28 protein-coding genes and 3 tRNA genes are annotated in these 25919 nt (G+C 62.9%); 6 read left to right on the top strand and 25 right to left on the bottom strand.

Features of this window, described 5'->3' with window-relative positions; translation table 11 throughout:
• Window positions 1–166 precede the first annotated feature (166 nt).
• From NFH97_RS18025 to mobA, 7 genes are all read right to left on the bottom strand, one after another.
• The gene (locus NFH97_RS18025; RefSeq protein ID WP_045994196.1) at window positions 167–451 is read right to left on the bottom strand and encodes an H-NS family histone-like protein; all 285 of its coding nucleotides are present in this window, start codon (window positions 449–451) and stop codon (window positions 167–169) included.
• A 303-nt stretch (window positions 452–754) separates the two neighbouring features.
• Window positions 755–1747, bottom strand: coding sequence for a GTP 3',8-cyclase MoaA (moaA, locus tag NFH97_RS18020; protein ID WP_287165591.1), 993 nt, complete (start codon window positions 1745–1747; stop codon window positions 755–757).
• On the bottom strand, window positions 1744–2202 hold the full coding sequence (gene moaE, locus NFH97_RS18015; protein ID WP_108133107.1) for a molybdopterin synthase catalytic subunit MoaE: 459 nt from the start codon (window positions 2200–2202) through the stop codon (window positions 1744–1746). Before moaE ends, moaA begins: the two co-directional genes overlap by 4 nt.
• A 3-nt stretch (window positions 2203–2205) precedes the next feature.
• Entirely contained in the window at window positions 2206–3018 is an 813-nt protein-coding gene (moaC, locus tag NFH97_RS18010) for a cyclic pyranopterin monophosphate synthase MoaC (RefSeq protein WP_045994199.1), read from the bottom strand.
• A gap of 9 nt (window positions 3019–3027) precedes the next feature.
• A complete protein-coding gene (moeA, locus tag NFH97_RS18005) occupies window positions 3028–4278 on the bottom strand; it encodes a molybdopterin molybdotransferase MoeA (RefSeq protein ID WP_349625271.1) in 1251 nt (416 codons plus the stop codon).
• Window positions 4275–4844, bottom strand: a complete 570-nt coding sequence (gene mobB, locus NFH97_RS18000) for a molybdopterin-guanine dinucleotide biosynthesis protein B (RefSeq protein WP_108133104.1) — start codon at window positions 4842–4844, stop codon at window positions 4275–4277. Before mobB ends, moeA begins: the two co-directional genes overlap by 4 nt.
• The gene (mobA, locus tag NFH97_RS17995; RefSeq protein WP_045994202.1) at window positions 4841–5452 is read right to left on the bottom strand and encodes a molybdenum cofactor guanylyltransferase MobA; all 612 of its coding nucleotides are present in this window, start codon (window positions 5450–5452) and stop codon (window positions 4841–4843) included. Before mobA ends, mobB begins: the two co-directional genes overlap by 4 nt.
• Window positions 5453–5627: 175 nt before the next feature.
• On the opposite strand from mobA, the gene NFH97_RS17990 reads away from it, so the two are divergent.
• Window positions 5628–6209: a cupin domain-containing protein gene (locus tag NFH97_RS17990; RefSeq protein WP_045994203.1), complete on the top strand. Its 582-nt coding sequence runs from the start codon at window positions 5628–5630 to the stop codon at window positions 6207–6209.
• A gap of 223 nt (window positions 6210–6432) precedes the next feature.
• Here NFH97_RS17990 and NFH97_RS17985 read toward each other — a convergent pair whose 3' ends face one another.
• From NFH97_RS17985 to NFH97_RS17915, 15 genes are all read right to left on the bottom strand, one after another.
• Window positions 6433–7686 (bottom strand): uracil-xanthine permease family protein, encoded by a 1254-nt coding sequence (locus NFH97_RS17985; protein ID WP_124804852.1) that lies wholly within the window; start codon window positions 7684–7686, stop codon window positions 6433–6435.
• Between the two features lie 265 nt (window positions 7687–7951).
• Window positions 7952–9691, bottom strand: a complete 1740-nt coding sequence (locus NFH97_RS17980; protein WP_287165595.1) for an ABC transporter substrate-binding protein — start codon at window positions 9689–9691, stop codon at window positions 7952–7954.
• Between the two features lie 66 nt (window positions 9692–9757).
• A complete protein-coding gene (locus tag NFH97_RS17975) occupies window positions 9758–10030 on the bottom strand; it encodes a DUF2160 domain-containing protein (protein ID WP_108133102.1) in 273 nt (90 codons plus the stop codon).
• A gap of 11 nt (window positions 10031–10041) precedes the next feature.
• Window positions 10042–10935, bottom strand: coding sequence for a carbohydrate ABC transporter permease (locus NFH97_RS17970; protein WP_124804854.1), 894 nt, complete (start codon window positions 10933–10935; stop codon window positions 10042–10044).
• On the bottom strand, window positions 10928–11815 hold the full coding sequence (locus NFH97_RS17965; protein WP_045994208.1) for a carbohydrate ABC transporter permease: 888 nt from the start codon (window positions 11813–11815) through the stop codon (window positions 10928–10930). Before NFH97_RS17965 ends, NFH97_RS17970 begins: the two co-directional genes overlap by 8 nt.
• Window positions 11812–12915 (bottom strand): ABC transporter ATP-binding protein, encoded by a 1104-nt coding sequence (locus NFH97_RS17960; RefSeq protein WP_124804855.1) that lies wholly within the window; start codon window positions 12913–12915, stop codon window positions 11812–11814. The genes NFH97_RS17965 and NFH97_RS17960 overlap by 4 nt, the downstream gene beginning before the upstream one ends.
• A gap of 1 nt (window position 12916) precedes the next feature.
• On the bottom strand, window positions 12917–14071 hold the full coding sequence (locus tag NFH97_RS17955) for an ABC transporter ATP-binding protein (RefSeq protein WP_349625270.1): 1155 nt from the start codon (window positions 14069–14071) through the stop codon (window positions 12917–12919).
• Between the two features lie 309 nt (window positions 14072–14380).
• Complete coding sequence (locus NFH97_RS17950; RefSeq protein ID WP_222516519.1) at window positions 14381–14731, bottom strand: hypothetical protein; 351 nt, start codon at window positions 14729–14731, stop codon at window positions 14381–14383.
• 224 nt (window positions 14732–14955) lie between these two features.
• A complete protein-coding gene (gene upp / locus NFH97_RS17945) occupies window positions 14956–15585 on the bottom strand; it encodes a uracil phosphoribosyltransferase (protein WP_045994211.1) in 630 nt (209 codons plus the stop codon).
• Between the two features lie 160 nt (window positions 15586–15745).
• Window positions 15746–16429, bottom strand: a complete 684-nt coding sequence (gene ung / locus NFH97_RS17940) for a uracil-DNA glycosylase (protein ID WP_108448865.1) — start codon at window positions 16427–16429, stop codon at window positions 15746–15748.
• A 5-nt stretch (window positions 16430–16434) separates the two neighbouring features.
• Entirely contained in the window at window positions 16435–16911 is a 477-nt protein-coding gene (gpt, locus tag NFH97_RS17935) for a xanthine phosphoribosyltransferase (protein WP_045994212.1), read from the bottom strand.
• Window positions 16912–16914: 3 nt separating this feature from the next.
• Window positions 16915–17460 carry an adenine phosphoribosyltransferase gene (locus NFH97_RS17930; protein WP_108133097.1) on the bottom strand — a complete coding sequence of 182 codons (546 nt, stop codon included), beginning with the start codon at window positions 17458–17460 and terminating at the stop codon, window positions 16915–16917.
• A gap of 133 nt (window positions 17461–17593) precedes the next feature.
• The gene (locus NFH97_RS17925) at window positions 17594–18925 is read right to left on the bottom strand and encodes an NCS2 family permease (protein ID WP_045992468.1); all 1332 of its coding nucleotides are present in this window, start codon (window positions 18923–18925) and stop codon (window positions 17594–17596) included.
• A 318-nt stretch (window positions 18926–19243) separates the two neighbouring features.
• On the bottom strand, window positions 19244–19801 hold the full coding sequence (locus NFH97_RS17920; protein WP_231498667.1) for a cytochrome P460 family protein: 558 nt from the start codon (window positions 19799–19801) through the stop codon (window positions 19244–19246).
• A 154-nt stretch (window positions 19802–19955) separates the two neighbouring features.
• Window positions 19956–20576, bottom strand: a complete 621-nt coding sequence (locus tag NFH97_RS17915; RefSeq protein WP_108133095.1) for a riboflavin synthase subunit alpha — start codon at window positions 20574–20576, stop codon at window positions 19956–19958.
• A 415-nt stretch (window positions 20577–20991) separates the two neighbouring features.
• On the opposite strand from NFH97_RS17915, the gene NFH97_RS17910 reads away from it, so the two are divergent.
• The 4 genes from NFH97_RS17910 (at window position 20992) to msrC (ending at window position 24112) form a co-directional block, all read left to right on the top strand.
• A complete protein-coding gene (locus NFH97_RS17910; RefSeq protein WP_045992472.1) occupies window positions 20992–22035 on the top strand; it encodes a methionine ABC transporter ATP-binding protein in 1044 nt (347 codons plus the stop codon).
• Window positions 22016–22669 (top strand): methionine ABC transporter permease, encoded by a 654-nt coding sequence (locus NFH97_RS17905; protein ID WP_045992473.1) that lies wholly within the window; start codon window positions 22016–22018, stop codon window positions 22667–22669. The genes NFH97_RS17910 and NFH97_RS17905 overlap by 20 nt, the downstream gene beginning before the upstream one ends.
• A gap of 104 nt (window positions 22670–22773) precedes the next feature.
• A complete protein-coding gene (locus tag NFH97_RS17900) occupies window positions 22774–23568 on the top strand; it encodes a MetQ/NlpA family ABC transporter substrate-binding protein (RefSeq protein WP_045992474.1) in 795 nt (264 codons plus the stop codon).
• A gap of 79 nt (window positions 23569–23647) precedes the next feature.
• Window positions 23648–24112: a free L-methionine (R)-S-oxide reductase MsrC gene (gene msrC / locus NFH97_RS17895; RefSeq protein ID WP_045992475.1), complete on the top strand. Its 465-nt coding sequence runs from the start codon at window positions 23648–23650 to the stop codon at window positions 24110–24112.
• Between the two features lie 179 nt (window positions 24113–24291).
• Here msrC and NFH97_RS17890 read toward each other — a convergent pair.
• The 3 genes from NFH97_RS17890 to NFH97_RS17880 form a co-directional block, all read right to left on the bottom strand.
• A tRNA-Val gene (locus NFH97_RS17890) sits at window positions 24292–24368 on the bottom strand.
• A 61-nt stretch (window positions 24369–24429) separates the two neighbouring features.
• Window positions 24430–24506, bottom strand: a tRNA-Val gene (locus tag NFH97_RS17885).
• Window positions 24507–24530: 24 nt separating this feature from the next.
• Window positions 24531–24607, bottom strand: a tRNA-Val gene (locus NFH97_RS17880).
• A 476-nt stretch (window positions 24608–25083) separates the two neighbouring features.
• Between NFH97_RS17880 and NFH97_RS17875 the strand changes: the two genes are divergently transcribed.
• Complete coding sequence (locus tag NFH97_RS17875) at window positions 25084–25842, top strand: DeoR/GlpR family transcriptional regulator (protein WP_045992476.1); 759 nt, start codon at window positions 25084–25086, stop codon at window positions 25840–25842.
• The last annotated feature ends 77 nt before the right edge of the window (window positions 25843–25919 follow it).

Here is a 25919-nt window from a genome sequence, read left to right as displayed (position 1 = left end):
TCGCGGCTCGACGTTCGCCGTACTTGTGGCCGTGCCGTCACCATTCACGCGCTTTGCGTCATGCACGCGCCTTGGTGACACAGCGGCCAAGCTGCACTGGCGACGCGACACGTCCGTGCAAGGTCAGGTCAACCGAACTCGCGTGACCACACCTGCGCCAGCAGAATCACTTGGCGTTCTTGGGCGGACGTCCACGCTTGCGCTTGGGCTGCTCCGATACGAGATCATCCAGCGACAGGCCGGCTTCGGTGATCTGCTCACGGATCTCCGCCAGCTTCTGGGCCTTCTGCATCTCTTCTTCCTGGCGCTGGCGCTCCTCGTCGCGCTTCTGATCGATGACCTCCTCGACCACTTCCGCCAGTTTTTGCAGCTGTTCCATGCTCAGTTGACGAGCCGCTGCCCGTGCCACGTTCTTGTTTCTCGCAATACGTTCCAATGATTCGCTGGACATAGCTCACTCCATAGCTTTGACACCAAGCGGCGCACGCCGCAATTCACTTGAAGAAAAGTATATGCAACCGGCCACTCTTGGCAAGAAATGCTGGAGATTTTTCCTTGTCAATTACCGAAATATTGGCGGTCTTTATACGTCAACAGCGAGCTCATTGGACGAGCCCAGTCACCCCTTGACCGGTCAATATTGGTTGAAACGCTGACACCTCGAGGAAAAAAGACAGCGGCCAGGATACAAAGAGCGGGCGCCCAAGGCGCCCGCGCAGGTAAGGAGACAAGCGGTCACTTGGCGAAAGCGCTGTCAGCCACCGGTCATGTTCATGAAGCGAACCACCTGAACATCCCCATCGGTGGTGAAATGGTGCCGCTCAGGCTTTAGCGGCATCGCCTCCACGATGGCGGCCTTGAGCTTCTCCGTGTCACCGGGGTAGCGCCTCAATACCGCCCTGAGATCCACCGAATGCTCGTTGCCAAGGCACAGCAGCAGACGCCCTTCCACCGTGACCCGAACACGATTGCAGGAAGCACAGAAGTTATGGCTATGGGGCGAGATGAATCCGACCCGCGTCTCGCTATCCTCCATACGGTAGTAGCGAGAAGGCCCTGCGGTGGCTTCCGTCGTGGCCATCAGGGGGTAGCGCTGCTCGATCCTTTCGCGCACCTCGTCACTTGAACAATAGGTCTCGGCACGGGAATGGTCGGACACATCGCCCAGCGGCATCTCCTCGATAAAGCTGATATCCAGCCCCTCTGCCCTGGAGAACTCGACAAGATCCAGCACCTCGTCTTCGTTGCGCCCCTTGAGCACCACCGCATTGAGCTTGATGCGCTCAAAGCCGGCCTGCCGAGCGGCGCTGATGCCGTCCAGCACCTTGTCGAGGTCACCGGTACGTGTCAGCCGTCGAAAGCGCTCGGGATCCAGCGAATCCAGGCTGATGTTGAGACGCTTCATGCCGCCCTGGCGCAGCGCCTCGGCATGCCGCCTCAGGCCCGCCCCGTTGGTGGTCATGGCAAAGTCCCGAAGCCCCGGCAAGGCCCCTATACTGGACACCAGTTGCTCGATATTGCGACGGACCAGCGGCTCCCCCCCGGTCAAACGAATCTTTTCCACGCCGAGCTCGGTGAAGGCTTGCGCCACCTGAGCGATTTCCTCCAGCGTCAGCACCTGGGCACGTGGCAGGAAGGTCATCTCCTCGCTCATGCAGTAGACGCAGCGAAAGTCGCAGCGGTCGGTGACAGACAATCGGACGTAGGTCACCCGGCGACCGAAACTATCGATCAACTGTTGTGTCATTGCGAAGCGACCTCCCAGCGCTTGGCGTCATCATGATCCTGACGACGTTCAGATACCCAGTAATCGCCGCTTTCGGTGTGCTCCTTCTTCCAGAATGGCGCCCGGGTCTTCAGATGGTCCATCAAGAATTCGCAGGCTTCGAAGGCGGCACGCCGATGGGCGCTGGCCACCACCACCAGTACGATGGGATCACCGGGCTCCAGACGACCGATCCGGTGGATCAGGGTTACCTCATCGAGCGGCCAGCGCTGTCGCGCCTCAGCTTCGATCTCGGCCAGCGACGCTTCGGTCATGCCGGGATAATGCTCAAGCGTCAGCGCCGTGACGTCCGGGCGTTCATTGAAGTCCCTGACCAGTCCGGTGAAGCTGACCACCGCTCCGATGTCGGTGCGATGTTCGAGCATCCGGCGCTGTTCATGACCTGCATCGAAGGTCTCATGCTGCACGCGTATCATCGATCAGCCTCCTGTCACCGGCGGGAAGAAGGCCACCTCGTCCTCACAGGTCAGACGGGTACCGTCACTCGCCATCACCTGATTGACGGCGCACAGCACGCGCCCTTCATCCAGCCCCTTGAAGCGATCATCCAGGGTCTTCAGTGCCTGCTTGAGACCGGCAACATCGGCACTGGGCAACCTGTCCAGTGGCACCGATGCTTCACCGACGCCAAGCCTTTCGCGCAGTTCAGCCAGGCACTTCACCCTGACACACTGCTCCGCGGCGGACGCAAGCCCCAGGGTCAACGCCGGGCTGTTCTCGGGGCTGGTCACGATCGGCGTTGCCGTCGCAGCGGTCGCGCTCCGACGCAGATAGTCACCGGACTTGCCACCCTGTTTTGCATCCACGTGGATTTCGCCGATCTCCATCTCCTTGTCCACCGCCTTGCACATGTCGTAAAGGGTGAGACAGGCCACCGATACGGCCGTCAGGGCTTCCATCTCGACCCCGGTCCGTCCGGTCAGACGGCAGGTGGCGGACACCCTGACACAACTGGATTCGGCGTCGATCTCGAAGTCGACGCTGACCTTGGACAACGCCAGCTGGTGGCAAAGCGGGATCAGCTCGTGGGTGCGTTTCGCGGCCTGAATACCGGCAATCCTGGCGGTCGCCAGCACGTCGCCCTTGGGCAACTTGCCATCGCTCAACAGCGCCAGAGTCTCCGGCGCCATGGAGATGCTTCCGGTCGCCGTCGCCTCCCGTCGGGTCGCTGCCTTGTCGCCGACATCGACCATGTTGGCTTCGCCGCGTGCGTTGAGATGGGAAAGCGTCATGTTCAAGCCTCAGGAAAATCGAAAGAGAGGGAGTACCATCACGATATCATCGATGGACGCCGAGTCCGTATCCTCGGGAATCTCGACCAAGCAATTGGCCGAGACCATGGACGACAGAATACCGGAACCCTGATTGCCTGTATTGACCACCCGCAAGGTCCCGTCCGCATCACAGTGAAAGACACCGCGACTGTAGTCCGTACGTCCGACCCTGCTGCGAAAGGCGCTACCGGCCACGGCCTTCCAGCGTGGCTGAGTGGGTGAGCGCCCTTCCAGAGCCGCCAGCATCGGCACCACAAACACCAGACAGGTCACCATGCAGGCCACCGGGTTACCCGGAAGTCCCAGCAAGGGTGTCTCGTCGGGGCCAATCACCCCACATGCCATGGGCCGGCCTGGCCGCATGGCGATCCGCCACAGGGTCAACCTGCCAAGACGCTCCACCGCATCCCGGGTGTGGTCGGCCTGCCCCACCGACACTCCGCCACTGGAGACCACCAGATCCGCGGTCCGGGCGGCGTCAGCGAGCTGTTCGACCAGGGCGTCGGTGTCATCGGCGACGATGCCGAGATCGATTACCTCGGCGCCATGCTCCTGCAACAACCCCATCAGAGAATAGCGGTTGGCATCATAGATCGCCGCCTGGGCGCGTGCCTCACCGGGTGCCGTGACCTCATCGCCGGTGGAGAACACGGCTACCCGAGGACGTCGCCGCACCCGGACCTCGGCCTGCCCGAGAGACGCCAACAGGCCAAGCGCGGCGGCTTCGAGGCGCCTGCCTGCTGCAATGGCCACCTGGCCGGCACGCAGATCCTCGCCCGCCTGGCGCACGTTCTGCCCCTGCTTGACGCGGTCGGCGCGTGTCACCCTCACACGATCGCCATCTCGCTCGAGCTGTTCGAGCATGACCACGGTGTCGGCCCCTGGCGGCAAGGGCGCCCCCGTGGTGATGGCAATACACTCACCTTCGCCCAGGCGACCCTGAAAAGGCTGCCCCGCCAGGGCTTCTCCCACCTGGAGAAAGACCTCGCCGGGGTCCTCGGTCGACCAGTTGAGCGCCACCCCATCCATCGCGGAGTTGGTATGCCCGGGCACATCGAAAGGCGCTTCTACCGCCTCGGCCAGCACTCGGCCGTGGGCCCTGGCCAGGGGCACCTTTTCCGCCGCCAGGCGACCAGCTACCAGCGTCAACAGGGCATCGCGCGCCTCCTCGACGCCGAGCATGCGCTCACCAAGATCGAAACAGGAGAGCGTTGTCATGACGGTTCTCCTCCCTGGTGCGCGACAATCCACTCGGGCCAACGCCTCACCCAGGCCTGGACCCAGGCGGCGATGGCGTCATGATCATTGAGATCGAGCACATCGCCCCTTGTCGCCAGGGGCGCGTCACTGGCGACGGCCTGAATCCATGGATCGTCTTCCACCATCAGCGGCTTTTCCAGCGCCGGCCGATGGAGCTCCAGCTTGGGCAAAGGCCAGTCCTTGAAGCCCTCGACCAGCACCAGTTGCGGTTCCAGCGGCGCGACCATGGCCAGCAGGGTTGCCAGATCGGCCTCTTCGCCCCCCGGCGTCTCCATCATCAATGCCAGCCGGGCGCGGGAGGCGATCAGGATAGGTTCGGCCCCCGCCATACGCAGGCGATGACTGTCCTTGCCAGGCTGGTCTACCTCGAAGCGGTGGTGGGCGTGCTTGATCACCGCCACCTTGAGCCCGGCACCCTTCAACATCGGTACCAGACGTTCCAGCAGGGTGGTCTTGCCGGTCCCGCTCCAGGCGGCGATGCCCAACAGCGGCTGATCGGGGCGCAAGCTCAGCGCCTGCGTCATGAGTCACGCTCCTGGCGACACGCCTCCAGCCGTCGTCTTTCCTCTTCGGTGTTGAGATTGGCGAAGGCGGCAGCGCAGTCGCTGACGTCGACCCGATCCCAGCGGTGGCGATCGTACCAGCGGTCGATCTTGCGTTCGCCCTGCTCCAGTACCGCCGCCAGATCCTCATGCAGGTGACGGGACAGCAACGCCACCACGGGGTGCAGCCGCTCGCCGTCATGGGCGACGACAATATCCAGCCCATCGCGCCAGCCAGCCACCAGCCGGGGCACCAGATCGGCGGGCAGCGCCGGGCTGTCACAGGGCACCACCACCACCCAGGGCGTAGAGGACGCGACCAGACCACTGTAGATGCCCATCAAGGGTCCGTGGTAGCCCGCCTGGTGATCCTCGACCACTCGATCGGCAAGAGCCGCGTACTCGTCCAGATGGCGATTGGCATTGATCATCACGCTAGCCACATGGGGCTTCAGACAGGCAACGGCGTGCGCCGCCAGCGGCTTGCCGTCGAACGGCACCAGCCCCTTGTCGACTCCCCCCATGCGTCGCCCCTGGCCTCCCGCCAGAACCACGCCGCTTATCTCCTTCGCGTCCAGCCTCGCCACCATTGCACCTCTTTTATTGGTCGTCGACAGCATCCTCCATGATGCCTTAGCCACCCGCAGGCTGCCATGAGCGTATCGGGGTAGACAGTAGACGCCAGGGATGTCGGACAGCGGCGTTAGCGGGTATCATGTGTCCATCATTATGCACAACATCGGCTTTGCCGAGACGGGAAACAGGATGGAAGACAGTTTCGACGTCGGCGCCAGATTGCGCCAACTACGACAGGAAAAGCAGCTTTCTCAACGCGAACTGGCGAAAAGAGCCGGTGTGACCAACAGCACCATTTCGCTGATTGAGCTTAACAATGTGAGCCCATCGGTCAGCTCGCTTAAGAAGATTCTTGACGCCTTGCCGGTATCGATCAGCGCTTTCTTCGCGGGTGACGAACCGAACCACCCCAGCCCCTTCTATCGCGCCGCGGAGCTCACCGAGATCGGTGATGGCCATCTGTCCTGGCGGCTTGTCGCGGCCAGACGCCCGGACCGACGCATGTCGGTGCTCCACGAGCGCTATCCGCCCGGAGCCGATACCGGCGAAGAGATGCTTGAACACGACGGCGAGGAAGGCGGCGTCATCATCGCCGGCGAGATCGAGATCACCGTCAACGGCGAGACAGGTCTGCTCGGCCCCGGCGACGCCTACTACTTCGACTCACGCCTGCCCCATCGGTTTCGCAACCTGGGGGATCAGGAATGCGTGATTGTCAGTGCGAACACTCCCCCCACCTTTTCCGATGGCGGAGAGCAACTGCACCATTGATTGCCCCCCACCGTCTCCGATGGCGGAGAGCAACTGCACCATTGATTGCCCCCACCTTTTCCGGTGGTGGCGAGAAGTTGCACCATTAATTCCCCCCACCTTTTCCGATGGCGGAGAGCAGCTACATCATTGATCAAAGACGACGACAGGGCATGATCGTCAGTGCCCGGTCGCCAACAGCCGATGGCCCGGCTGTCACGCCGGGCCATGGTAATAGCAGGGTTCATTCGTCCTCGCTGGCCCGGGGCAACACCAGGTTGAGGGCGATGCCGATCAAGGCGGCGAGGCTGACCCCCTGCAGGGCGAACTGGCCATCGCCGAACTGCATACCACCGATGCCGAACACCAGGATCAGCGAGACCACCACCAGGTTACGCGGGGCGGTCAGGGGTTTGCCGGCGCGCACCAGGGTATTCATGCCGACCACCGCGATGGAGCCGAACAGCAGGGTCATGATCCCGCCCATCACCGGGGTAGGAATGGTCTGCAATACTGCCCCCAGCTTGGCGACGAAGGCCAAGGTGATGGCTACCAGTGCGGCGGACACCATGAACATCGGATTGAAGGCGCGGGTCAGGGTGACCGCCCCGGTGACCTCCGAGTAAGTGGTGTTGGGCGGCCCACCGAACAGCGCCGCCGAAATGGTCGCCAGGCCGTCGCCCAACAGGGTGCGGTGAAGGCCTGGTTTCTCCAGGTAGTTGCGTCGGGTCACCGAGCCGATCGCCACCATATCACCGATATGCTCCACCGCCGGCGCGATGGCGACGGGGATCATGAACAGGACCGCCGCCCAGTGAAAGCTCGGCGCGGTGAAGGATGGCAACGCCAGCCAGGCCGCCTCACGTACCGGGCTGAAGTCGACCACTCCCATCAGCAATGCCATCAGATAGCCGGTGACGATCCCCCCCATGATCGGCACCAGGCGCAACAGACCGCGCCCGAAGACCGCCAGGATCAGCGTCACCAGCAGGCTCGACATGGACAGCACCATGGCCTGGGTGTAACCGATGGTCTCGCTGTTCTCGCCGGTGGCCATGCTCACCGCGACTGGTGCCAGGGCAAGACCGATGACCATGATCACCGGTCCTACCACCACCGGCGGCAGCAGCCGATGCAGCCACCCCGTCCCCTTCAGCCGAACCGCCTGGGAGATCGCCACGTAGACGAAACCGGCAGCGATCAGCCCGCCCAGGGTGGCGGAGACACCAAAGTGGGCGATGGAGCCCTGAATAGGGGCAATAAAGGCAAAGGACGACGCCAGAAACACCGGAACCGTCAGACGCGTGGTCAGATGGAACACCAGGGTGCCGATACCGGCGGTGAACATGGCGACGTTGGGATCGAGGCCGGTCAGCAATGGCACCAGCACCAGGGCGCCGAACGCCACGAACAGCATCTGGGCACCGACCAGCACCAGCCGAGGCAAGGAATCCGTCGTTGCTTCGACGGGCGAGGAAGAGGACGAGGGGTCTGACATGGAGGGCTCCGCGGTGGACAAACGCCGGCTATGGTACCAACGCACGCGCAACGTTTCGGCAAAATTTTGCGCGTCTTTCGACGCCACCGCCAACGCTTGGCAGACGCTCCTCTCATCCAGACTGTGCTATCCACCCGGCGCCATGTATTGCCCACAAGGCACCGGGCCCCCGCTGTCTCCAGCGAGGGCCCGGCGTCCTGCACATCAGGGGCCATGCACGAAAGGCGACCTGCTAAGCGCCGTCACCTGCGCACAAGTCCCCGTCCTACTCACGGGTACCGGCCGACATCCATTCCTCCATCATCTGCTCGTAGGGCACTGTGGTGCCCTGGGGCATCTCGTTGTCCAGCTTGGCCTTGGGCGCGCCGGGCTGGCTCAACCATTCTTCGGGATCCTTGGGTTCATTGAGCACCGGCGCGTAGGTGGCAAACACCTTGGCCCGCGCCAGACGCGCCATGATGTTGTCGAGGTCACCGGCCAGATTATCCAGCGCCTCCTGGGCCGAGATGTCGCCATTGACCGCAGGGGCCAGATTCTGCCACCACAGCGGCGCCATGCGCGGATAGTCAGGCACGTTGGTGCCGGTAGGCGTCCAGTTGGACTCGTTGGGACTGCGGTAGAATTCCACCAGGCCACCCAGCTTCGGCGCCATCTCGGTCATCTGGTCGGAGAAGATGTCGGACCGGCGGATCGGCGTCAGCCCCGCCATCAGCTTCTCCAGCGAGACGGTCTTGGACACGGTGAACTGGGCAAACAGCCAGGCTGCGCTGCGCCGATCCTCCGGCGTCGAATCGAAGAAGGTCCAGGCCCCCACGTCCTGATAGCCGACTTTCATCCCCTCTTCCCAGTACGGGCCGGTGGGAGACGGCGCCATGCGCCACTTGGGATTGCCCTCATCGTCGGTCACCGCCACATCGGGACTGACCATGTCGGCGGTAAAGGCGGTGTACCAGAACATCTGCTGGGCCACGTTGCCCTGGGCCGGCACCGGCCCGGCCTCGCCGAAGGTCATGCCCTGGGCTTCGGGCGGCGCATAGTCTCGAAGCCACTCCACCATCTTGGTGACGGCGAACACCGAGGCCGGTGAATTGGTGGCGCCGCCACGGCTGACGCTGGCCCCCACCGGGTGGCTCTCTTCATCGACCCGAATGCCCCAGTCGTCTACCGGGTTGCCGAACGGCACCCCGGGACTGCCCATGCCGGCCATGGACAGCCAGGAGTCATGGAAGCGCCACCCCAGCGACGGATCCCGACGGCCGTAGTCCATGTGGCCGTAGACCTTCTGACCGTCGATCTCGCCGACGTGCTCGCTGAAGAACTCGGCGATGTCCTGATAGGCGGTCCAGTTGGTGGGCACACCCAGATCATAGCCGTAGATGTCCTTGAACTCTGCCTTCAGATCATCGCGCTGGAACCAGTCATAGCGGAACCAGTAGAGGTTGGCGAACTGCTGGTCGGGCAGCTGGTAGATGCTACCGTCGGGCCCGGTGGTGTACTGAATGCCGATAAAGTCGTCCAGATCGAGGGTCGGCAGCGTCAGGTCCTTCCACTCGTTGGCCATGGCCTCGCTCAGGTTGATGGTCGAGCCGTAGCGAATGTGGGTACCGATGGCGTCCGAGTCGTTGACGTAGGCGTCATAGATATTGCGCCCCGACTGCATCTGGGTCTGCATGTTCTGCACCACATCACCTTCGCCGATGATGTTGTGGGTTACCTCGATACCGGTCAGCTCGGTAAAGGCCGGCGCCAGCACGTCACGCTCCCAGGTGTGGGTGGTCAGGCCCTCGGCGACGGTGTTGATCTCCATGCCTTCAAACGGCTCGGCAGCCTTGGCAAACCATTCCAGTTCAGCGATGCGTTCCTCGCGGCTCAGGGTCGAGTCCTTGAACACCTCGTCGGCCAAGCGCTCGATCACCGCCGTTCGATCGTCCTGGGCCAGGGCGCCGCCGCTGAGCAGCAATAGCCCCACAGCACCTAGTCTGGTCAGCTTGAGTCTAGCGTTCATGGTCACCTCTATTGTTGTCGTCGACCGTCAGGTCGATCGTTGTCGTCGAAGGGAGCCTGGCCCCCGCTAGCCCCATCGCAGCAGGACCAGCATCCACACCACCGATACGCCCAGCGCCAGCCACAGACTCAGGCTGGTGAAGCCCACGACCGCCAGATGGATGTAGGCCGCCGACAGCATGCCGATGAAGAAACGGTCCCCCCGGGTGGTGCTGATCGGCAGAAAACCGCGCCGTTCCCGCGTCGGCGATACCAGCTCCCAGGTCGTCATGACCACCAGCAACAGCGCAATGACACCAAAGAAGATCGCCGTGGGCAGGGTCCATACCATCCAGTCCATGTCGGTGCTCCTCAGGTCCGGCCCAGGGCAAAGCCCTTGGCGATGTGATGGCGCACGAAGAACACCACCACGATGCCTGGCACGATGGTCAGTACCCCGGCCGCCGCCAGGGTGCCCCAGTCGATGCCCGAGGCGGTCGAGGTTCGCGTCATCACCGAGGCGATGGGCTGGGCCTCGGTGGAGGTCAGAGTGCGTGCCAGCAACAGCTCGACCCAGGAGAACATGAACAGGAAGAACAGCGTCACGCCGATGCCGGAGCGAATCATCGGAATGAACACCTGGACGAAGAAGCGCGGGAAGCTGTAACCATCAATAAAGGCGGTCTCGTCGATCTCCTTGGGCACGCTGGACATGAAGCCTTCGAGGATCCATACCGCCAGCGGAATATTGAACAGACAGTGGGCCAGCGCCACGGCGATGTGGGTATCGAACAGGCCCACCGTGTAGTAGAGCTGAAAGTACGGCAGCAGGAACACCGCCGGTGGCGCCATCATGTTGGTCAACAGCCAGAAGAACAGGTGCTTGTCACCGATGAAACGGTAGCGACTGAAGGCATAGGCCGCCGGCAGCGCCACGCTCATGCTGATCGCCATGTTCATCAACACATAGGTGATCGAGTTGACGTAACCCATGTACCAGCTCGGGTCGGTGAATATTTTGGCGTAGTTGGCCAAGGTCAGCGATTGCGGCCATAGGGTCAGCTCGCCGAGGATCTCGCTATTGGTCTGCAGCGACATGTTGACCAGCCAGTAGATCGGCAGCAGTACAAACACGATGTAGGCCAGCATCAAGAAGCCACTGCGAAAGCGTCGTCCTGTCGAACGGCCCTGTCGACGGCGGCGGGCCGCCTCCTTTTCCGCGCGCTTTCGCACCTGGTCGGGACTGGATGGCGTGGAATCAGTCATGGCGAGCCCCTCCCTGCCGGTCCTTCTGCAGATTCATGATGGCGGTATAGAACACCCAGCAGACCAGCAGGATGATCAGGAAGTAGATCAGCGAAAAGGCCGCCGAAGGCCCTACATCGAACTGGGCGGTGGCCATGATCGCCAGCGATTGACTGAGGAAGGTGGTCGCGCTTCCCGGCCCGCCGCCGGTCAACACGAAGGGTTCGGCGTAGATCATGAAGGAGTGCATGAAACGCAGCAGCACCCCGATCACCAGTACGTTGGTGAGCTTGGGTAGCTGGATATAGCGAAACACCGCCCAGCGTGAAGCGCGATCGATGCGCGCCGCCTGATAGTAGGCCTCGGGAATCGCCTGCAGACCGCTGTAGCAGAGCAGTGCGATCAGCGAGGTCCAGTGCCAGACATCCATCAGCACGATGGTTACCCAGGCGTCCAGCGGACTCGAGGTGATGTTGTAGGGATAGCCGATCTGGCGCAGGCTCCAGCCCATCAGACCGATGTCGCCACGGGTGAATATCTGCCAGATGCTGCCCACCACGTTCCACGGGATCAACAAGGGCAAGGTCACCAGGATCAACACCAGCGACGCCCGCCAGCCACGCTTGGGCATCAACAGCGCGATTCCCACCCCCAGCGGCACCTGAATCGCCAGAATGGTCAGCGAAAACGCAAACTGCCGGGCCAGCGCCGCCTGCAGCGCCGGATCGTTGAGCATCTTGACGAACCATTCGGTGCCGGTGAAGAACCGGGTATTGGCGTCGAAGACGTCCTGCACCGAGTAGTTGACCACCGTCATCAGCGGCACGATGGCGGAAAAGGCGACCAGCGCCAGCATCGGCAGCACCAGCCACCAGGCGCGATTGTTGGGGACCTTGTTCATGACGCCACCTCTACACGGGATTCATCTACGTACAAAGTCAGCCATCTTTCTGGGAAACGCACCGACACGCGCCCGGAAAGCGCGAGCCCGCCCTCCTCCACGCGCACCTTGAAGCGCGCCTGGTCTAGCGCCAGCGTCAAGATCGAGTAGGTCCCGAGATCCTGGCAGTGGTCCACCACGGCGCTGAGGGTCCCGCTCGTGCCGTCCTCGGCAAGCTCGATGAATTCCGGACGAATGCCCAGCTTGAGGTTGTCGCTGCGTTCACGAGCATCAAGCAGCGAGCGGTGCATCGCGGCGGACAGTTCGAGGCGCTGGCCGTCGATCAGGATGTTGTCGCCATCGATGCATGGCGTGAAGAAGTTCATGCCGGGACTACCGATGAAGTAGCCGACGAAGGTGTGGGCGGGGCTTTCGAACAGCTCGCGCGGGGTACCGAACTGGACGATTCGACCGTCGTACATCACCGCAATCTTGTCGGCAAAGGTCGAGGCTTCGAGTTGATCGTGGGTCACGTAGATCATGGTGATGGCGAAGCGCTGATGGATCTCCTTCAGCTTGCGCCGCAGCTTCCACTTGAGCTGCGGGTCGATCACCGTCAGTGGCTCGTCGAACAGGATGGCCGCCACATCATCACGGACCAGGCCACGCCCCATGGACACCTTCTGTTTCTCGTCGGCACTGAGGTTGCGCGCCTTGCTGGCCAGGCGGTCGGTCAGGTCGAGGATGTCCGCGACCTCCTCGACCCTCTCGCGAACCCGCTCCTCCGGGGTCTTCACGTTGCGCAGCGGGAAGGCCAGGTTGTCGTAGACCGTCATGGTGTCGTAGACCACCGGGAACTGAAACACCTGAGCGATGTTGCGCTCTTCCGGCGGCAGCTCGTTGACCATGACCCCGTCGAAGCGCACCTCGCCCTGGGAAGGTACCAGCAGCCCGGAGATGATATTGAGCAGGGTCGACTTGCCGCAGCCGGATGGCCCCAGCAGGGCATAGGCACCACCCTGCTCCCACACGTGCTCCATCTGTTCGATGGCGTAGTCGCTGCGCTTCGAAGGCGACGCCGAATAGCTGTGCGCCAACTGTGAAAGGCGAATCTCGGCCATGCTAGCGCTCCTCCCCTGACGCCGACGCCGGCGGTGCCTGCCGTGAAGACGGAAGCGGCGGACGCACCCCTCCGTCACCGGCTTCCGGCGGCACGTGCAGGGTCTTGCCATCCATGTCGAACACGAACAGGCGATGCACCGGTACATAGAGTGTGATCGGCTCATCCACACGAAAGCTGTGAACACCGGAAAGATGCGCCACCAGCGACATCCTCTCGTTGCCCACGTGCAGGAAGGTCTCGGAGCCACTGATCTCGGCCAGCTCGACCTTGACGTCAAGCGCCAGGTCATCGTCTGCCCGGGGCTGCATGGCCAGATGAGCCGGCCGCACACCGAAGCGGTAGCCGCCCTCGTCAAGCGCCGCCAGAGCTTCATCGAGCGGGAAGTGCACCTCGTCGTCGAAGCTGACCTCACCGTCGCGGATGCGCCCTTCCAGCACATTGATGGGGGGTTCGGAGAACATCTCCGCCGCGGTCAGGGAGGCCGGCTGGCGGAACACCGTAGTGGTCGGGCCATGCTGAACCAGGCGCCCCTCGTGCAGAATTGCCGTATTGCCACCCAGCGCCAGCGCTTCCGCCGGTTCGGTGGTGGCGTAGACCGCGATGCAGTCACGCCGGGCGAACAAGGCACTCAACTCCTCGCGAAACTCCTCGCGCAGCTTGTAGTCGAGGTTGACCAGAGGCTCATCGAACAGCACCAGGTCCGCGTCCTTGACCAGCGCCCGTGCCATGGCGGTGCGCTGCTGCTGGCCACCGGACAGGTCCAGTGGCTGGCGGTCGAGCAGGCCTTCGATGTGCAGCAGCTCAGCGATCTCGTGGACACGTCGCTGGATCTCGCTCTTGGCGACACGGGCCAGCTTCAGCGGAGAGGCAATATTGTCGAAGACACTCTGGTGGGGGTAGTTGATGAACTGCTGGTAGACCATCGCCACGTTGCGTTGGCGAACCCCCTTGCCGGTCACGTCTTCACCCTGCATCAGGATGCGCCCGCGGGTCGGCTGGTCCAGCCCGGCCATCAGGCGCATCAGGCTGGTCTTGCCGGCCAGGGTGCGGCCCAGCAGGACATTGAAGGAACCCGGCTCCAGGGTCAGGCTGATGTCATCGATGTGGGTCTCGCTCGCCACCTTGCGGGTGACGCCGTCGAGGATCAGGGACATGGGCGTACTCTTTCGCGCAGAGGTTCCCCTCGTCTCCGAGGGGCGTCATCTGTACGGTAGTAGAGAATCTCTACTCGCCCGTGATGTTTTTAAACGAAAGGGCCCACCACGCGCCAGAAGACACCCTTTTTATTTCCCATCTTTCTGTTTTTGCTTTACTTCTCCCATGTCATCAACTTTTGTCTAATGCGAAAAGCCACCGCCCTGATAGCTGAGCCTCGGTGCAGATGTTGTTTCCAGAAAAAAAAAGCGCCCAATGTTCGCAAAGGAACATTGGGCGCACGACGGAGGCGGGAGAACCCGCTGACGTCAGTTCAACAGCGTACGCACTGGCTTATCCAGCGCATCATCGACCTTCCCGCCCGCTCGCTCGACGCTGTCGTGTGCAGCATCCACCCGATCGGAAACCCCACCCCGAGCATCGTCGACGTGATCCGCGACCCCGTCCCGGGCGTCATCGACACGATCATTGACGTTGTCCTTGGCGTTTTCCACGGCGCGATCTGCGGTGCAACGACCAGACACCCCCACCGTGGCCTCGAGTGCCGCATTCTTGGCGACCTTTTCAGCATCGCAGTCGGGGCGTATCACCCCAGCTTGAACGCTTGCCGCCAGACTCAGAATTACTGCAGCACTAGCTGCCACACGCAACAACTTCATCCATGCCTCCTTGATTCTTGAATCAACCACCGACAGCCACAACGAGAGCGCGGCGTCTGTCCAGACGGACAATGGCTGAACTGCGTTCCCGCCCAACTGACTTGCGGACACAGCAAAGCAGACATTTCACCTGAAATGTCTGCTTTCGATCATAGGCATGAAACCACTGGGTAAAATGCCACCGCTGGATAGTCTGGCCGTGGCATTGGCGGGATATCGCGTGCTTAGCGGGTACCGAAGATCTTGTCCCCGGCGTCGCCCAGTCCCGGCACGATATAACCGTTTTCGTCGAGGCGCTCGTCCACCGAGGCGGTGTAGATCTCGATATCCGGGTAGGCTTCCTGAACGCGGCGGATGCCTTCGGGAGCTGCCACCAGCACGATCACTCGCATCAACTGGCAGCCACGGTCGCGCAGCATGTCCAGGGTGGCCACCATGGAACCTCCGGTGGCCAGCATCGGATCGATGACCACCGCCATGCGCTCGTCCAGGTCGTTGGCGAACTTGGAGAAATAGGGCACTGGCTCGAGGGTCTCTTCATCGCGGTAGAGACCGACCACGCTGACCCGTGCACTGGGAATCAGGTCGGTGACACCTTCCAGCATGCCTAGTCCCGCTCGCAGGATCGGTACGATGGTGACCTTCTTGCCCTTGAGCTGCTTGACGGTGATGGTCTCGCCACTCCAGCCATCGATGTCATAGTCCTGCAACTCCAGGTCCTGGGTCGCCTCGTAGGTGAGCAGTTTTGCCACCTCGCCGGCCAGTTCACGGAAGCTCTTGGTGCTGATGCCGGCTTCACGCATCAGACCGAGTTTGTGCTGGACCAGGGGGTGATCGATGGCATGGACGCTCATTGGCGAGTCCTCTTTGATAACGGGAGGTGGTGCTTGGACGACCTTCGTCGCATGGACGCGGGCGACAAATTGCGCGCCATTCTACCTGCAACGCCGCGTCAGGTTAACCCGCTGCGTGCACCGAAAGCCGGCGGACGTCCAGGCCGTCCGCCCAACACGTTCAGGGAGTCGGCGGCAGCTGCCAATCCACCGTGGATCTCCCGTGCTCGGCGAGAAAGGCGTTGGCCCGAGAGAAATGGTGATTGCCGAAAAAGCCGCGGTGGGCCGACAACGGCGACGGGTGCGGCGACTCCAGCACCAGATGACGCTCCTGATCCACCAGCGCCTTCTTCTGGCGGGCGTGGCTGCCCCACAGCAGAAAGACACAGGGCGGCGCCTCGGCGTTGACGGTCTCGATGGCGCGGTCGGTGAAGGTCTCCCATCCCTTGCCCCGGTGGGAGCCGGCGTTGCCCTCCTCCACCGTCAAGGAGGTGTTGAGCAGCAACACCCCCTGGCGCGCCCAGGCCTCGAGGTGGCCGTGGTTGACCGGCGTCACCCCCAGGTCCTGGGCCAGCTCCTTGTAGATATTGACCAGTGACGGCGGCGGCTTGATGCCCTCGCGCACCGAAAAGCACAACCCATGAGCCTGGCCAGGACCGTGGTAGGGATCTTGCCCCAGGATCACCACTCGTACCTCGTCCAGCGGCGTCAGCTCGAAGGCCCGAAACCAGTCCGACGAGTGCGGATAGATGGTCTTCCTGGCGGCCTTCTCTGCCGCCAGAAACGCCTTGAGCTGCTGCATGTAGGGCGCCTGGAACTCGGCTCCGAGCCAGCGCTCCCAGCTGTCGGGCAATACCTGAACCATGTCGCTCACCGCCGCTGGTCCGCCAGGGGCTCGACGTAGGCCACGCCCATGTCCCAGGGGAACTGGATCCAGCAGTCCTGGGCGACCTCGGTGAGGTACTGATCCACCAGCGGACGACCCTCGGGCTTGGCGTAGATGGTCACAAAGTGCGCCTTGGGCAGCATCTCGCGCACCTTGCGCGCGGTCTTGCCGGTGTCCACCAGATCATCGACCAGCAGCCATCCTTCGCCGTCGTGATCCACGCCCTTGAGCACCTCGAGGCTGTCCTGCTCCATATGGTCGTAGCTCTTGATGCAGACGGTGTCGATCAGGCGAACATTGAGCTCCCGAGCGATCAGCGCGGCGGGAATCAGCCCGCCCCGGGTGATCGCAATGATGCCCTTGGTATCGCGCTCGATCAGGCGATGACACAGCTCGCGCACGTCGCGATGAAGCTGGTCCCAGGACACCACGAAATGGCGATGGTAGCGTTGACTGCTCATGGGTCACTCGTCCTCGGTGAAGGAACACACGGCGAACACGCTGTGGCCAGCGTCACGGATTCTCTGGGAGCCGCCAAGATCCGGCAGATCGACGATGGCAGACGTCTCCACCACATGTCCCCCGCTGCGGCTGATCAGTTCGGCCGCGGCCAGCATGGTGCCACCGGTGGCAATCAGGTCGTCCACCACCAGGATACGGTCGCCATCACGGAAGGCATCGGAGTGCAGCTCTACCTCGGCCTGGCCGTATTCCAGGGTGTAGGTCTGACTGATGGTCTTGAACGGCAGTTTGCCCTTCTTGCGTACCGGCACAAAACTGCAGCCCAGCTCGTAGGCCACCGGCGCGCCGACGATGAAACCGCGGGCGTCGATGGCGGCGATGGCGTCCAGATCCATCTCCTGATAGCGGTGCACGAAGCTGTCGATCAGCTTGCGAAAGGCCGCACTGTTCTGCAGCAGCGGGGTGATGTCACGAAAGTTGACACCCGGCTGGGGCCAGTCGGGAACGGTGCGAATGACGGACTTGATGTAGTCGCCGTAGATACTCATGGCGGTTCTCGCTAGGGGTCGAAAGAAGAATGCATGACACATGCGGCGCCTTGTCTCGGCGCCGCACGGCGGGGCTGGCCAACCTGCCGGCTCAGCCGGTCCTGGCCAGCCAGCCCCGGTCAGCCCGATGGGCTCAATCGAGGTAGATCATCTTGATCGCGAACAGCACACCGAGGATCACCACGGCGGCGTTCAGGTCCTTGAAGCGACCGGACAGGGCCTTGATCGCCACGTAGCTGACGAAGCCGAAGGCGATACCTTCGGCGATGGAGAAGGTCAGCGGCATGGCCAGGGCGGCGATCAATACCGGCGCCGCCTCGGTGGCGTCGTCCCAGTCGGCATGGGCAAGGCTTCCCGCCATCAGCGACGCCACGTACAGGAGCGCCCCCGCGGTGGCATAGGCCGGAATGGAGCCCGCCAGCGGAGCGAAGAAAAGGCTGGCCAGAAACAGTACCGCGACCACCACGGCGGTCAGACCGGTACGCCCACCGGCGGCGATGCCGGCGGTGCTTTCCACATAGCTGGTGGTGGTCGAGGTGCCGAGGGCAGCACCGGCCATGGAGGCGGTGGAGTCCGCCATCAACGCACGACCCAGGCGCGGCAGCTTGCCGTCCTTGTCGAGCAGGCCACCGCGATGGGCAACGCCCACCAGGGTACCGGAGGTGTCGAACAGATCTACGAACAGGAAGGCAAAGACCACGCTGATCATGGCCACATCGAAGGCACCGGCCAGGTCCATGGACATCAAGGTCGGCGCGATCGACGGCGGCATCGACACCACCCCGCTGAATTCATTGTGGCCCAGCAGCATGGCCACCAGGGTCACCCCCAGAATACCGATCATCACCGCCCCGGTGACGCGCAGATGGGCCAGCGCGGTAATCACGAAGAACCCGGCCAGGGCGTACAGCGGGGCCGGCTCGGACAGATCGCCCACCGACACCAGGGTGGCCGGGTTGTCGACGATGATGCCGGCATTCTTCATCGCGACCATGGCCAGAAACAGACCGATACCCGCCGCGATGCCGAGTCTCAAGGTGATCGGAATCGAGTTGATGATCCACTCGCGGATGCGAAAGATGCTGAGCAGAAAGAAGGTAACACCGGACAGGAAGACCGCTCCCAGCGCTGCCTCCCAGGTGTAGCCCATGCCCAGCACCACACCGTAGGTAAAAAAGGCGTTCAGACCCATGCCTGGCGCCAGGGCGATGGGATAGTTGGCCCACAGCCCCATTACCAGACAGCCCACCGCGGCGGCGACACAGGTCGCCACGAAGACCGCCCCGTAGTCCATGCCCGCCTCGGACAGGATGCTCGGGTTGACAAAGATGATGTACGCCATGGTCAGGAAGGTGGTGATCCCGGCGATCACCTCCGTCTTGACGGTGGTGCGGTGCTCACTGAGCTTGAAGAAGCGATCGAGCGGGCTCTTGCCGGAGCTCGGTTCAGGCTGCTGGTTGGACATGCGCTGGGTCCTGCACGTGGAGTCAATAGGGGAGTGTCCAGGACGAGAGTTCGCCGAACGCGCCCTGCCACCCTGCGACTAGTGACACCATATAGCAGGCCGTCCAGGGAATCACGACGATCCTGCACAACCTGGCCAACGCACAGGGAGCACGCAGGGTCGTCCGCGCGACCTCCAGCGCCACCACGTCAAGCAAGGCTGCCCGCCCCATAAAGCGGCATCCCAGCCCTCGACGATCGGCCGGGGCCAAACGCACATCGGGCGCGGTACGGCGAGTCCGCCGTACCGCGCCCGATGTCGGCGACTCTCGAAGGCGCGCTACTCTACCAGAATCGGATAGGCTTCGGTATAGATCCAGTCCTTGTCCTGGGCCGGGACATGACAGCCAAGACAGTCGGCCTTGTAGTCGGCCGAAACGTTGGTGGAAGGATCATCGGTCTTGAACAGCGCCCAACCCCAGCCATCGCCCCAACTGCCATTGCTGTCGGCAAAGCGGTCGGTGGAGTCCTTGACCATCACGAACCATTGCTTGATGGTCTCGTTCTCGTAGCTCACCCCGGCGCCGGTGGTGTAGTCGCCGGTGCTGTGTGCCCGCAACTCCTTGACCAGCACGGCGCCGTCGGGGAAGACCCCGTTCTCGCGGAAGGACGCGACGCTCTCGGGCTCGGTATAGACGTTATGGAAGCCACTGGCGTCCCCTTCGGGTACGAACCAGGAGCCCAGATGCGCCATCTCGGTGCGGAAGTTGTCCGGCAAGGAGATGGTGCCCTCGCTGTCCACCCAGGGAGACAGATCCTGGGCCACGGCAGCCGTGGCAATTCCCAACGCCGCTGCGGCGCACACGCCTGTCGCCAATGCCTTGGCTGTCATTTTCATGGTAGTCCCTCGCTGATCACGGTCGGTGCACTTAAAGGAATGTTACATCCGGTTAAGTTAGCAGCTTCTCAAGCGAGGGAGACCACCGCCGACGCCCGTCCGGGCGCTGCGGCACAAAGCTACAGCACTTGGCTGCAAAGGTACTTGTCGACGCTCAGCCCCTGGCCGCCATGACCCGCTCTACCGTCTCGACGATGGCCTGGGTCTGGGGATCGATCTCGAGATTGACCCTGTCTCCCGGGCGACGGTCGGCCAGTGTGGTACGGGCCAGCGTTTCGGGGATCAGGTCGACGCAAAAGGCCGGCCCCCGGGTATCGTTGCGCAACTCACCAATGGTCAGGCTGATGCCGTCCACGCCGATGTAGCCCTTGGCAAAGACAAAGCGCTCGAGCCCTTGCGGCAACAGGAACCACAGGCGACGGTTGTTGGGTGCCTCGTCGAGCTCCACCAGCTCCGCCTGCCCCATGACGTGACCGGACATGGCGTGCCCGCCGATCTCGTCACCGAAGCGCGCCGCCCGCTCGACGTTGACGCGATCACCGACGCTCAGACCGCCGAGATTGGTGACCCGCAGGGTTTCGCGCATCAGGTCGAAGCTGACCAGATCCCCATCGATATCGGTGACGGTCAGACAGACCCCGTTGTGGGCCACCGATGCGCCCAGCTCCAAGCCTTCACACAGGTGACGCGGCATCCGCACCAGATGGCTGCGAAAGGCCTCCGCTTCCTTGATCTCGACCACCTCGGCGGTGCCCTGAACGATACCGGTGAACATCTTTGTCTCCTTGCCATCACGGGGCCTTCCCCGAACCGGCCCAGTCTAGAAGCCGCGCCTCCAAAGGTCCACGCTTGCGCTATTGTTCAGAAAACCTATCGCCAGTCACGGCGTCCGGCGGGCGGTTCCACTACGACGTGGCGCCTACCTCGAAAGACCTTGCCAGTGGCTATGCGTAAACGATTGACAGGGTCCTTCGCTCGCCCTATCCTTGCCCGCTACATTTTTAGGCGCCGATTTGTACCCGGATTGCGGGCGCCCGTGCCGCGACGCTCACAAGGCGTCGGTGCATGAAGTGCAGCTAAAAGGGTGTGTCCAGCGTTGATGGCCACCCGTCAGGGTGGCCTTTTTTTATGCCTGCCCATTGCCGTTCTCTTGCCCGCCCAGGTCCCTCGGTGCCCACCCGGTAGCTGAGATGATACGACTGACCAACCTTTCCAAGACCTTTGGTGCCGGCTCACGCGCCGTCAAGGCGCTAGCCGACGTCGACCTGCACGTACCCCAGGGGCAGATTCACGGCGTCATCGGCCTGTCCGGCGCCGGCAAGTCGACGCTGATTCGCTGCGTCAACCTGCTCGAGCGGCCTACCTCCGGCACCGTGGAGGTGGATGGCCAGACGTTGACCAGCCTCTCCGGCCCCGCCCTCAATCAGGCGCGCCACCGTATCGGCATGATCTTCCAGCACTTCAACCTGCTGACCTCGCGCACGGTATTCGCCAACGTCGCCCTGCCGCTGGAACTGATGGGCGTCAAGCGCGACGAGATCACCAAGCGCGTCACGCCTCTGCTGGAGCTTGTCGGCCTGGCCGACAAGGCCCAGCAGTATCCGGCACAGCTGTCCGGCGGTCAGAAGCAGCGCGTGGCCATCGCCCGCGCCCTGGCCAGCCGTCCTCAGGTACTGCTGTGCGACGAGGCCACCTCGGCGCTGGACCCCCACACCACCGCCTCGATCCTCGAACTGCTCAAGGACATCAACCAGAAGCTCGGGTTGACCATTCTGCTGATCACCCACGAGATGGAGGTGGTCAAGTCGATCTGCCATCGCGTCAGCCTGATCTCCGGTGGCAGGCTGGTCGAGGAAGCCGATGTCGGTGACTTCTTCACCGCCCCGCGCACTCAGCTCGGCCGCGACTTCCTCAACGAATTCCTCGAACTCGAACCGCCCAGGGAGCTGATCGACCGCCTCGAGCAGACACCCGGGCCGAATTCGCATCCGGTGGTACGCCTGGCGTTTTCCGGCGACGCCGTGTCCACCCCGCTGATCTCGCGGCTGGCGCGGGAGTGCGGCGTGGACGTCAGCATCCTGCAGGCCAAGGTCGAGTCCATCCAGGAGCGAACCCTGGGCCTGATGATCGCCGAACTGATGGGGGATGCCGAGGACACCCGGCGCGCCCTCGCCTACCTGCAATCTCACGACCTGACAGTGGAGGTGCTTGGCCATGTCCAGCGCGATGTTTAACCTCATCCTCGAAGCCACCCTCGACACTCTCTATATGGTGGCGGTGTCCGGTGTGATCGCGGCCCTGGTCGGCATCCCTCTGGGCGTGCTTCTGTATGTCACTCGCCCGGGCCAGATCCTGGCCCAGCCGGTGCTGCAGTCGGTCCTCGGCATCATCACCAACATCGGCCGCTCGATCCCCTTCATCATCCTGATGGTGGCGATCATTCCGTTCACGCGCATGCTGGTGGGGTCGTCCATCGGCACCAACGCTGCCGCCGTGCCGCTGACCATCGCCGCGATTCCGTTTATCGCACGCCTGGTCGAGGGCGCGCTGAACGAGATTTCTCCCGGGCTGGTGGAAGCCGCCCAGTCCATGGGCGCCACCCCTTGGCAGATCATCACCAAGGTACTGCTGCCGGAGGCCCGTGGGGGCATCTTCACCGCCCTGACCGTCACCGCGGTGACCCTGGTCAGCTACTCGGCCATGGCCGGCGCCGTGGGCGGAGGTGGTCTTGGCGACCTGGGCATTCGCTACGGCTACAACCGCTTCAATCCGACCATCATGCTGATCACCGTTGCCATCCTGGTGGTCATGGTTCAGGCCTTCCAGAGCCTGGGTGACTATCTGGTGCGCAAGAGTGACCACAAGTGACATGCACCCTGCATGGCCTTAATAACCAAATTGCATTAGCGAAAGACGTGTTATTCCATTAACATCGCCACACACGTCACACACCGTTTCGGGAGACACTGAAGATGCGCAAGACACTGCTGGGCGCCCTGGCGCTTTCCACCCTGTCACTGGCGATCAGCCAGGCCAACGCCGATGAGCACAGCCTGAAGGTGGGCACCGTCGCCGGCCCCGAGACCGACGTCATGCAGGTCGCCGCCGATCTGGCCGAGGAGCGCTATGGTCTGGAGATCGAGATCATCGAGTTCACCGACTACGTGACGCCCAACGCCGCCCTGGCCGACGGCAGCCTCGACGCCAACGCCTACCAGCACGAGCCCTACATGAACGCCATGGTCAACGACCGCGGCTACGACTTCGCCATCGCCGGGCGCACCTTCGTCTACCCGATCGGCGCCTACTCCGAGAAGTACGAGAGCATCGAGGACCTGCCCGAGGGCGCCACCATCGCGCTGCCCAACGACCCGTCCAACGAAGGCCGCTCACTGATCCTGCTCCACAACGAGGGCCTGATCACTCTGGACGACCCCGAAAATCTGGAAGCCACGCCGCTGAATATCGTGGAAAACCCCCACGACTTCGACTTCCGCGAGATCGAGGCGGCCCAGCTGCCGCGCGTATTGCCCGACGTGGATATGGCCTTCATCAACAATACCTTCGCCCAGCCGGCCGGCCTGACCCTGGACGACGCCCTGGTCAAGGAAGGCCCCGAGTCGCCCTACGTCAACATCATCGCCGTGCGCGGTGGCGACGAGGATCGCGAGGAGATCCAGCAGCTGGTCGACGCCTACCAGAGCGACGAAGTCGCCGCCAAGGCAGAAGAGCTGTTCAAGGGCGCCGCCGTTCCTGGCTGGAAGTAAGCCTGACGCGCGCTCCCTCTCGAGGCCGGCCCCAGGGCCGGCCTCGCCGTTTTCACCCGCGGACACTGCCACACTCGACATGTCTTCCTACGATCTTCTCGACCGCCAGCTCACCGCCCTGCTCGACTCCGGCGACTGGCTGACCAACGCCGCCCAGACCTCGGCCTTCATCATGCAGGAAGTCCCGCGCCTCAACTGGGTCGGCTTCTATCTGCAGCGCCAGCCGCGCATGCTGTCCCTGGGCCCCTTTCAGGGCAAGCCAGCCTGCCATCCGATCCCCTTCGACAAGGGTGTCTGTGGCGCCGCCGCCCGCAGCCGCCAGACCCAACGCGTCGACGACGTCCACGCGGTCGCGGACCATATCGCCTGCGACAGCGCCTCGCGCTCCGAGCTGGTGGTACCGGTGCTCGACAAGGACGGTGAACTATGGGGCGTGCTCGACCTGGACAGCCCCGACCAGGGGCGCTTCAGCGAAGACGACCAGGCCGGCATCGAGCGCCTGGTGGCCACCTTCCGCCGCTTGAGCGGGCTCGGCGACGCCTGAACCGTCCGAACGGATGAATCGCGCCGCCCCAGAGGCGGCGCACTCACTTCAATGCCCACCCGCGGCTTGGCCACTGCGTTGATCAGGCGATGGCAGCAGTTGCCAAACACCGGCGACGGCGACGACCCTAGAAACGACAAAAGCCCCGAGGCGAGGCCGCGGGGCTTTTGTCTGTAATCTGGTAGGACCAGGCGGATTTGAACCGCCGACCTCCACGATGTCAACGTGGCGCTCTAACCAACTGAGCTATGGTCCTGAAGCAGGAAAGCGAGATGGCACGTCGCAATACGCCTTGCAATGGCACTGCGAGGTAGTGCTGGTAGGACCAGGCGGATTTGAACCGCCGACCTCCACGATGTCAACGTGGCGCTCTAACCAACTGAGCTATGGTCCTGCATCACTCGATGTGCGATCTAGCTGGTAGGACCAGGCGGATTTGAACCGCCGACCTCCACGATGTCAACGTGGCGCTCTAACCAACTGAGCTATGGTCCTACACGGCTGCCGAAACGAGGGAGTCACCACCCTCGCTGCTGACAACGGATGCGAATTCTACGCCTTCGGCAGAATTTTGCAAGCCCTTGAGTTCACCGAATGATTTTTTCCTTCGTGGGTCGCGTTCGGCGTCTCGAACGCCTTCACCGCAGCGCGATTCCACCATCGCCAAATCCGGTCGCGTTCGTTTACGATCATCGGGAATGCGTCTGGTGAAGCGAGATCCACGACAGCCTCATCGGCGTCTCCAAAGCGACGTCCTCGCCTGCAATGTACCAGGACGTTCCATGCACCAGGGCCTGCCTGTTCCAAGGGCATCGATGCACAAGGGCTTTCCATCTATCGAGGCCTTTCATCTACCAGGGCCTTTCAGACACAAGGGCTTTTCTTCTATCGAGGCCTTCCGTCTATCAGGGGCCTTTCAGGCACAAGGGCTTTCCATCTTTCAAGGCCTTCCAAGCACAAGGGCAATCGGGATGAACCAGCAGCAGCGTCAGGACGCCATCATTGCACTGGTCAGTCGCCAGGGATACGCCAGCATCGAGCAGTTGACCGATCACTTCGCGGTGACCCCTCAGACCATCCGCCGCGACCTCAACACACTGGCAAGCGAAGGCCGCTTGCGCCGAGTCCACGGTGGCGCGGGCCTCGAGTCGAGCACCGTCAATACCGCCTACGCCACCCGCAAGACGCTCAACCTCGACGCCAAACGACGCATCGCCGATGCCGTGGCGCGCCAGGTGCCGCACCACGCCTCGCTGTTCATCAATATCGGCACCAGCAACGAACTGGTGGCCGAGGCACTGCTTGAGCATCAGGGCCTGGAGATCATCACCAACAACCTCAATGTGGCGTCCATCCTGCATCACAAGGAAGACTTCAAGGTGATCGTCGCCGGCGGCCAGGTCAGACCCCGTGACGGCGGGATCATCGGCGAGGCGACCATCGACTTCATCCATCAGTTCAAGGTGGACATTGGGCTGATCGGGATCAGCGGCATCGATCAGGACGGCTCCCTGCTGGAGTTCGACTATCAGGAAGTCCGCGTCGCTCAGGCGATTATCGAGAACTCACGTCAGGTGTTTCTGGTCGCCGATCACTCCAAGTTTCACCGCAACCCGGTGGTGCGCCAGGGCAACGTATCCCAACTCGACGCCCTGTTCACCGATCGCGAGCCACCGGAGGCCATCGCACGGCTACTGCAGGACCACGGGGTCGCCCTGCACCTTGCGTGATCCTGCGCCTGGCCTGACCCTGCACCTGGCCTGCCACAGCCGCTCTGTGTCATCTTGCGAAAACGCCAGGCCCTCCC

It is taken from the genome of Halomonas sp. SCS19, from assembly GCF_040147015.1.
In the GTDB taxonomy this organism is placed as follows: domain Bacteria; phylum Pseudomonadota; class Gammaproteobacteria; order Pseudomonadales; family Halomonadaceae; genus Halomonas; species Halomonas litopenaei.
The sequence above is the reverse complement of the archived record's forward strand: the minus strand, read 5'-3'. Positions and strand labels throughout refer to the sequence as shown.

Bases quoted from the DNA above. Each gene is read 5' to 3' on its own strand.
- NFH97_RS18025 (WP_045994196.1), bottom strand. From the start codon at position 451: ATGTCCAGCGAATCATTGGAACGTATTGCGAGAAACAAGAACGTGGCA.
- moaA (WP_287165591.1), bottom strand. From the start codon at position 1,747: ATGACACAACAGTTGATCGATAGTTTCGGTCGCCGGGTGACCTACGTC.
- moaE (WP_108133107.1), bottom strand. From the start codon at position 2,202: ATGATACGCGTGCAGCATGAGACCTTCGATGCAGGTCATGAACAGCGC.
- moaC (WP_045994199.1), bottom strand. From the start codon at position 3,018: ATGACGCTTTCCCATCTCAACGCACGCGGCGAAGCCAACATGGTCGAT.
- moeA (WP_349625271.1), bottom strand. From the start codon at position 4,278: ATGACAACGCTCTCCTGTTTCGATCTTGGTGAGCGCATGCTCGGCGTC.
- mobB (WP_108133104.1), bottom strand. From the start codon at position 4,844: ATGACGCAGGCGCTGAGCTTGCGCCCCGATCAGCCGCTGTTGGGCATC.
- mobA (WP_045994202.1), bottom strand. From the start codon at position 5,452: ATGGTGGCGAGGCTGGACGCGAAGGAGATAAGCGGCGTGGTTCTGGCG.
- NFH97_RS17990 (WP_045994203.1), top strand. From the start codon at position 5,628: ATGGAAGACAGTTTCGACGTCGGCGCCAGATTGCGCCAACTACGACAG.
- NFH97_RS17985 (WP_124804852.1), bottom strand. From the start codon at position 7,686: ATGTCAGACCCCTCGTCCTCTTCCTCGCCCGTCGAAGCAACGACGGAT.
- NFH97_RS17980 (WP_287165595.1), bottom strand. From the start codon at position 9,691: ATGAACGCTAGACTCAAGCTGACCAGACTAGGTGCTGTGGGGCTATTG.
- NFH97_RS17975 (WP_108133102.1), bottom strand. From the start codon at position 10,030: ATGGACTGGATGGTATGGACCCTGCCCACGGCGATCTTCTTTGGTGTC.
- NFH97_RS17970 (WP_124804854.1), bottom strand. From the start codon at position 10,935: ATGACTGATTCCACGCCATCCAGTCCCGACCAGGTGCGAAAGCGCGCG.
- NFH97_RS17965 (WP_045994208.1), bottom strand. From the start codon at position 11,815: ATGAACAAGGTCCCCAACAATCGCGCCTGGTGGCTGGTGCTGCCGATG.
- NFH97_RS17960 (WP_124804855.1), bottom strand. From the start codon at position 12,915: ATGGCCGAGATTCGCCTTTCACAGTTGGCGCACAGCTATTCGGCGTCG.
- NFH97_RS17955 (WP_349625270.1), bottom strand. From the start codon at position 14,071: ATGTCCCTGATCCTCGACGGCGTCACCCGCAAGGTGGCGAGCGAGACC.
- NFH97_RS17950 (WP_222516519.1), bottom strand. From the start codon at position 14,731: ATGAAGTTGTTGCGTGTGGCAGCTAGTGCTGCAGTAATTCTGAGTCTG.
- upp (WP_045994211.1), bottom strand. From the start codon at position 15,585: ATGAGCGTCCATGCCATCGATCACCCCCTGGTCCAGCACAAACTCGGT.
- ung (WP_108448865.1), bottom strand. From the start codon at position 16,429: ATGGTTCAGGTATTGCCCGACAGCTGGGAGCGCTGGCTCGGAGCCGAG.
- gpt (WP_045994212.1), bottom strand. From the start codon at position 16,911: ATGAGCAGTCAACGCTACCATCGCCATTTCGTGGTGTCCTGGGACCAG.
- NFH97_RS17930 (WP_108133097.1), bottom strand. From the start codon at position 17,460: ATGAGTATCTACGGCGACTACATCAAGTCCGTCATTCGCACCGTTCCC.
- NFH97_RS17925 (WP_045992468.1), bottom strand. From the start codon at position 18,925: ATGTCCAACCAGCAGCCTGAACCGAGCTCCGGCAAGAGCCCGCTCGAT.
- NFH97_RS17920 (WP_231498667.1), bottom strand. From the start codon at position 19,801: ATGAAAATGACAGCCAAGGCATTGGCGACAGGCGTGTGCGCCGCAGCG.
- NFH97_RS17915 (WP_108133095.1), bottom strand. From the start codon at position 20,576: ATGTTCACCGGTATCGTTCAGGGCACCGCCGAGGTGGTCGAGATCAAG.
- NFH97_RS17910 (WP_045992472.1), top strand. From the start codon at position 20,992: ATGATACGACTGACCAACCTTTCCAAGACCTTTGGTGCCGGCTCACGC.
- NFH97_RS17905 (WP_045992473.1), top strand. From the start codon at position 22,016: ATGTCCAGCGCGATGTTTAACCTCATCCTCGAAGCCACCCTCGACACT.
- NFH97_RS17900 (WP_045992474.1), top strand. From the start codon at position 22,774: ATGCGCAAGACACTGCTGGGCGCCCTGGCGCTTTCCACCCTGTCACTG.
- msrC (WP_045992475.1), top strand. From the start codon at position 23,648: ATGTCTTCCTACGATCTTCTCGACCGCCAGCTCACCGCCCTGCTCGAC.
- NFH97_RS17875 (WP_045992476.1), top strand. From the start codon at position 25,084: ATGAACCAGCAGCAGCGTCAGGACGCCATCATTGCACTGGTCAGTCGC.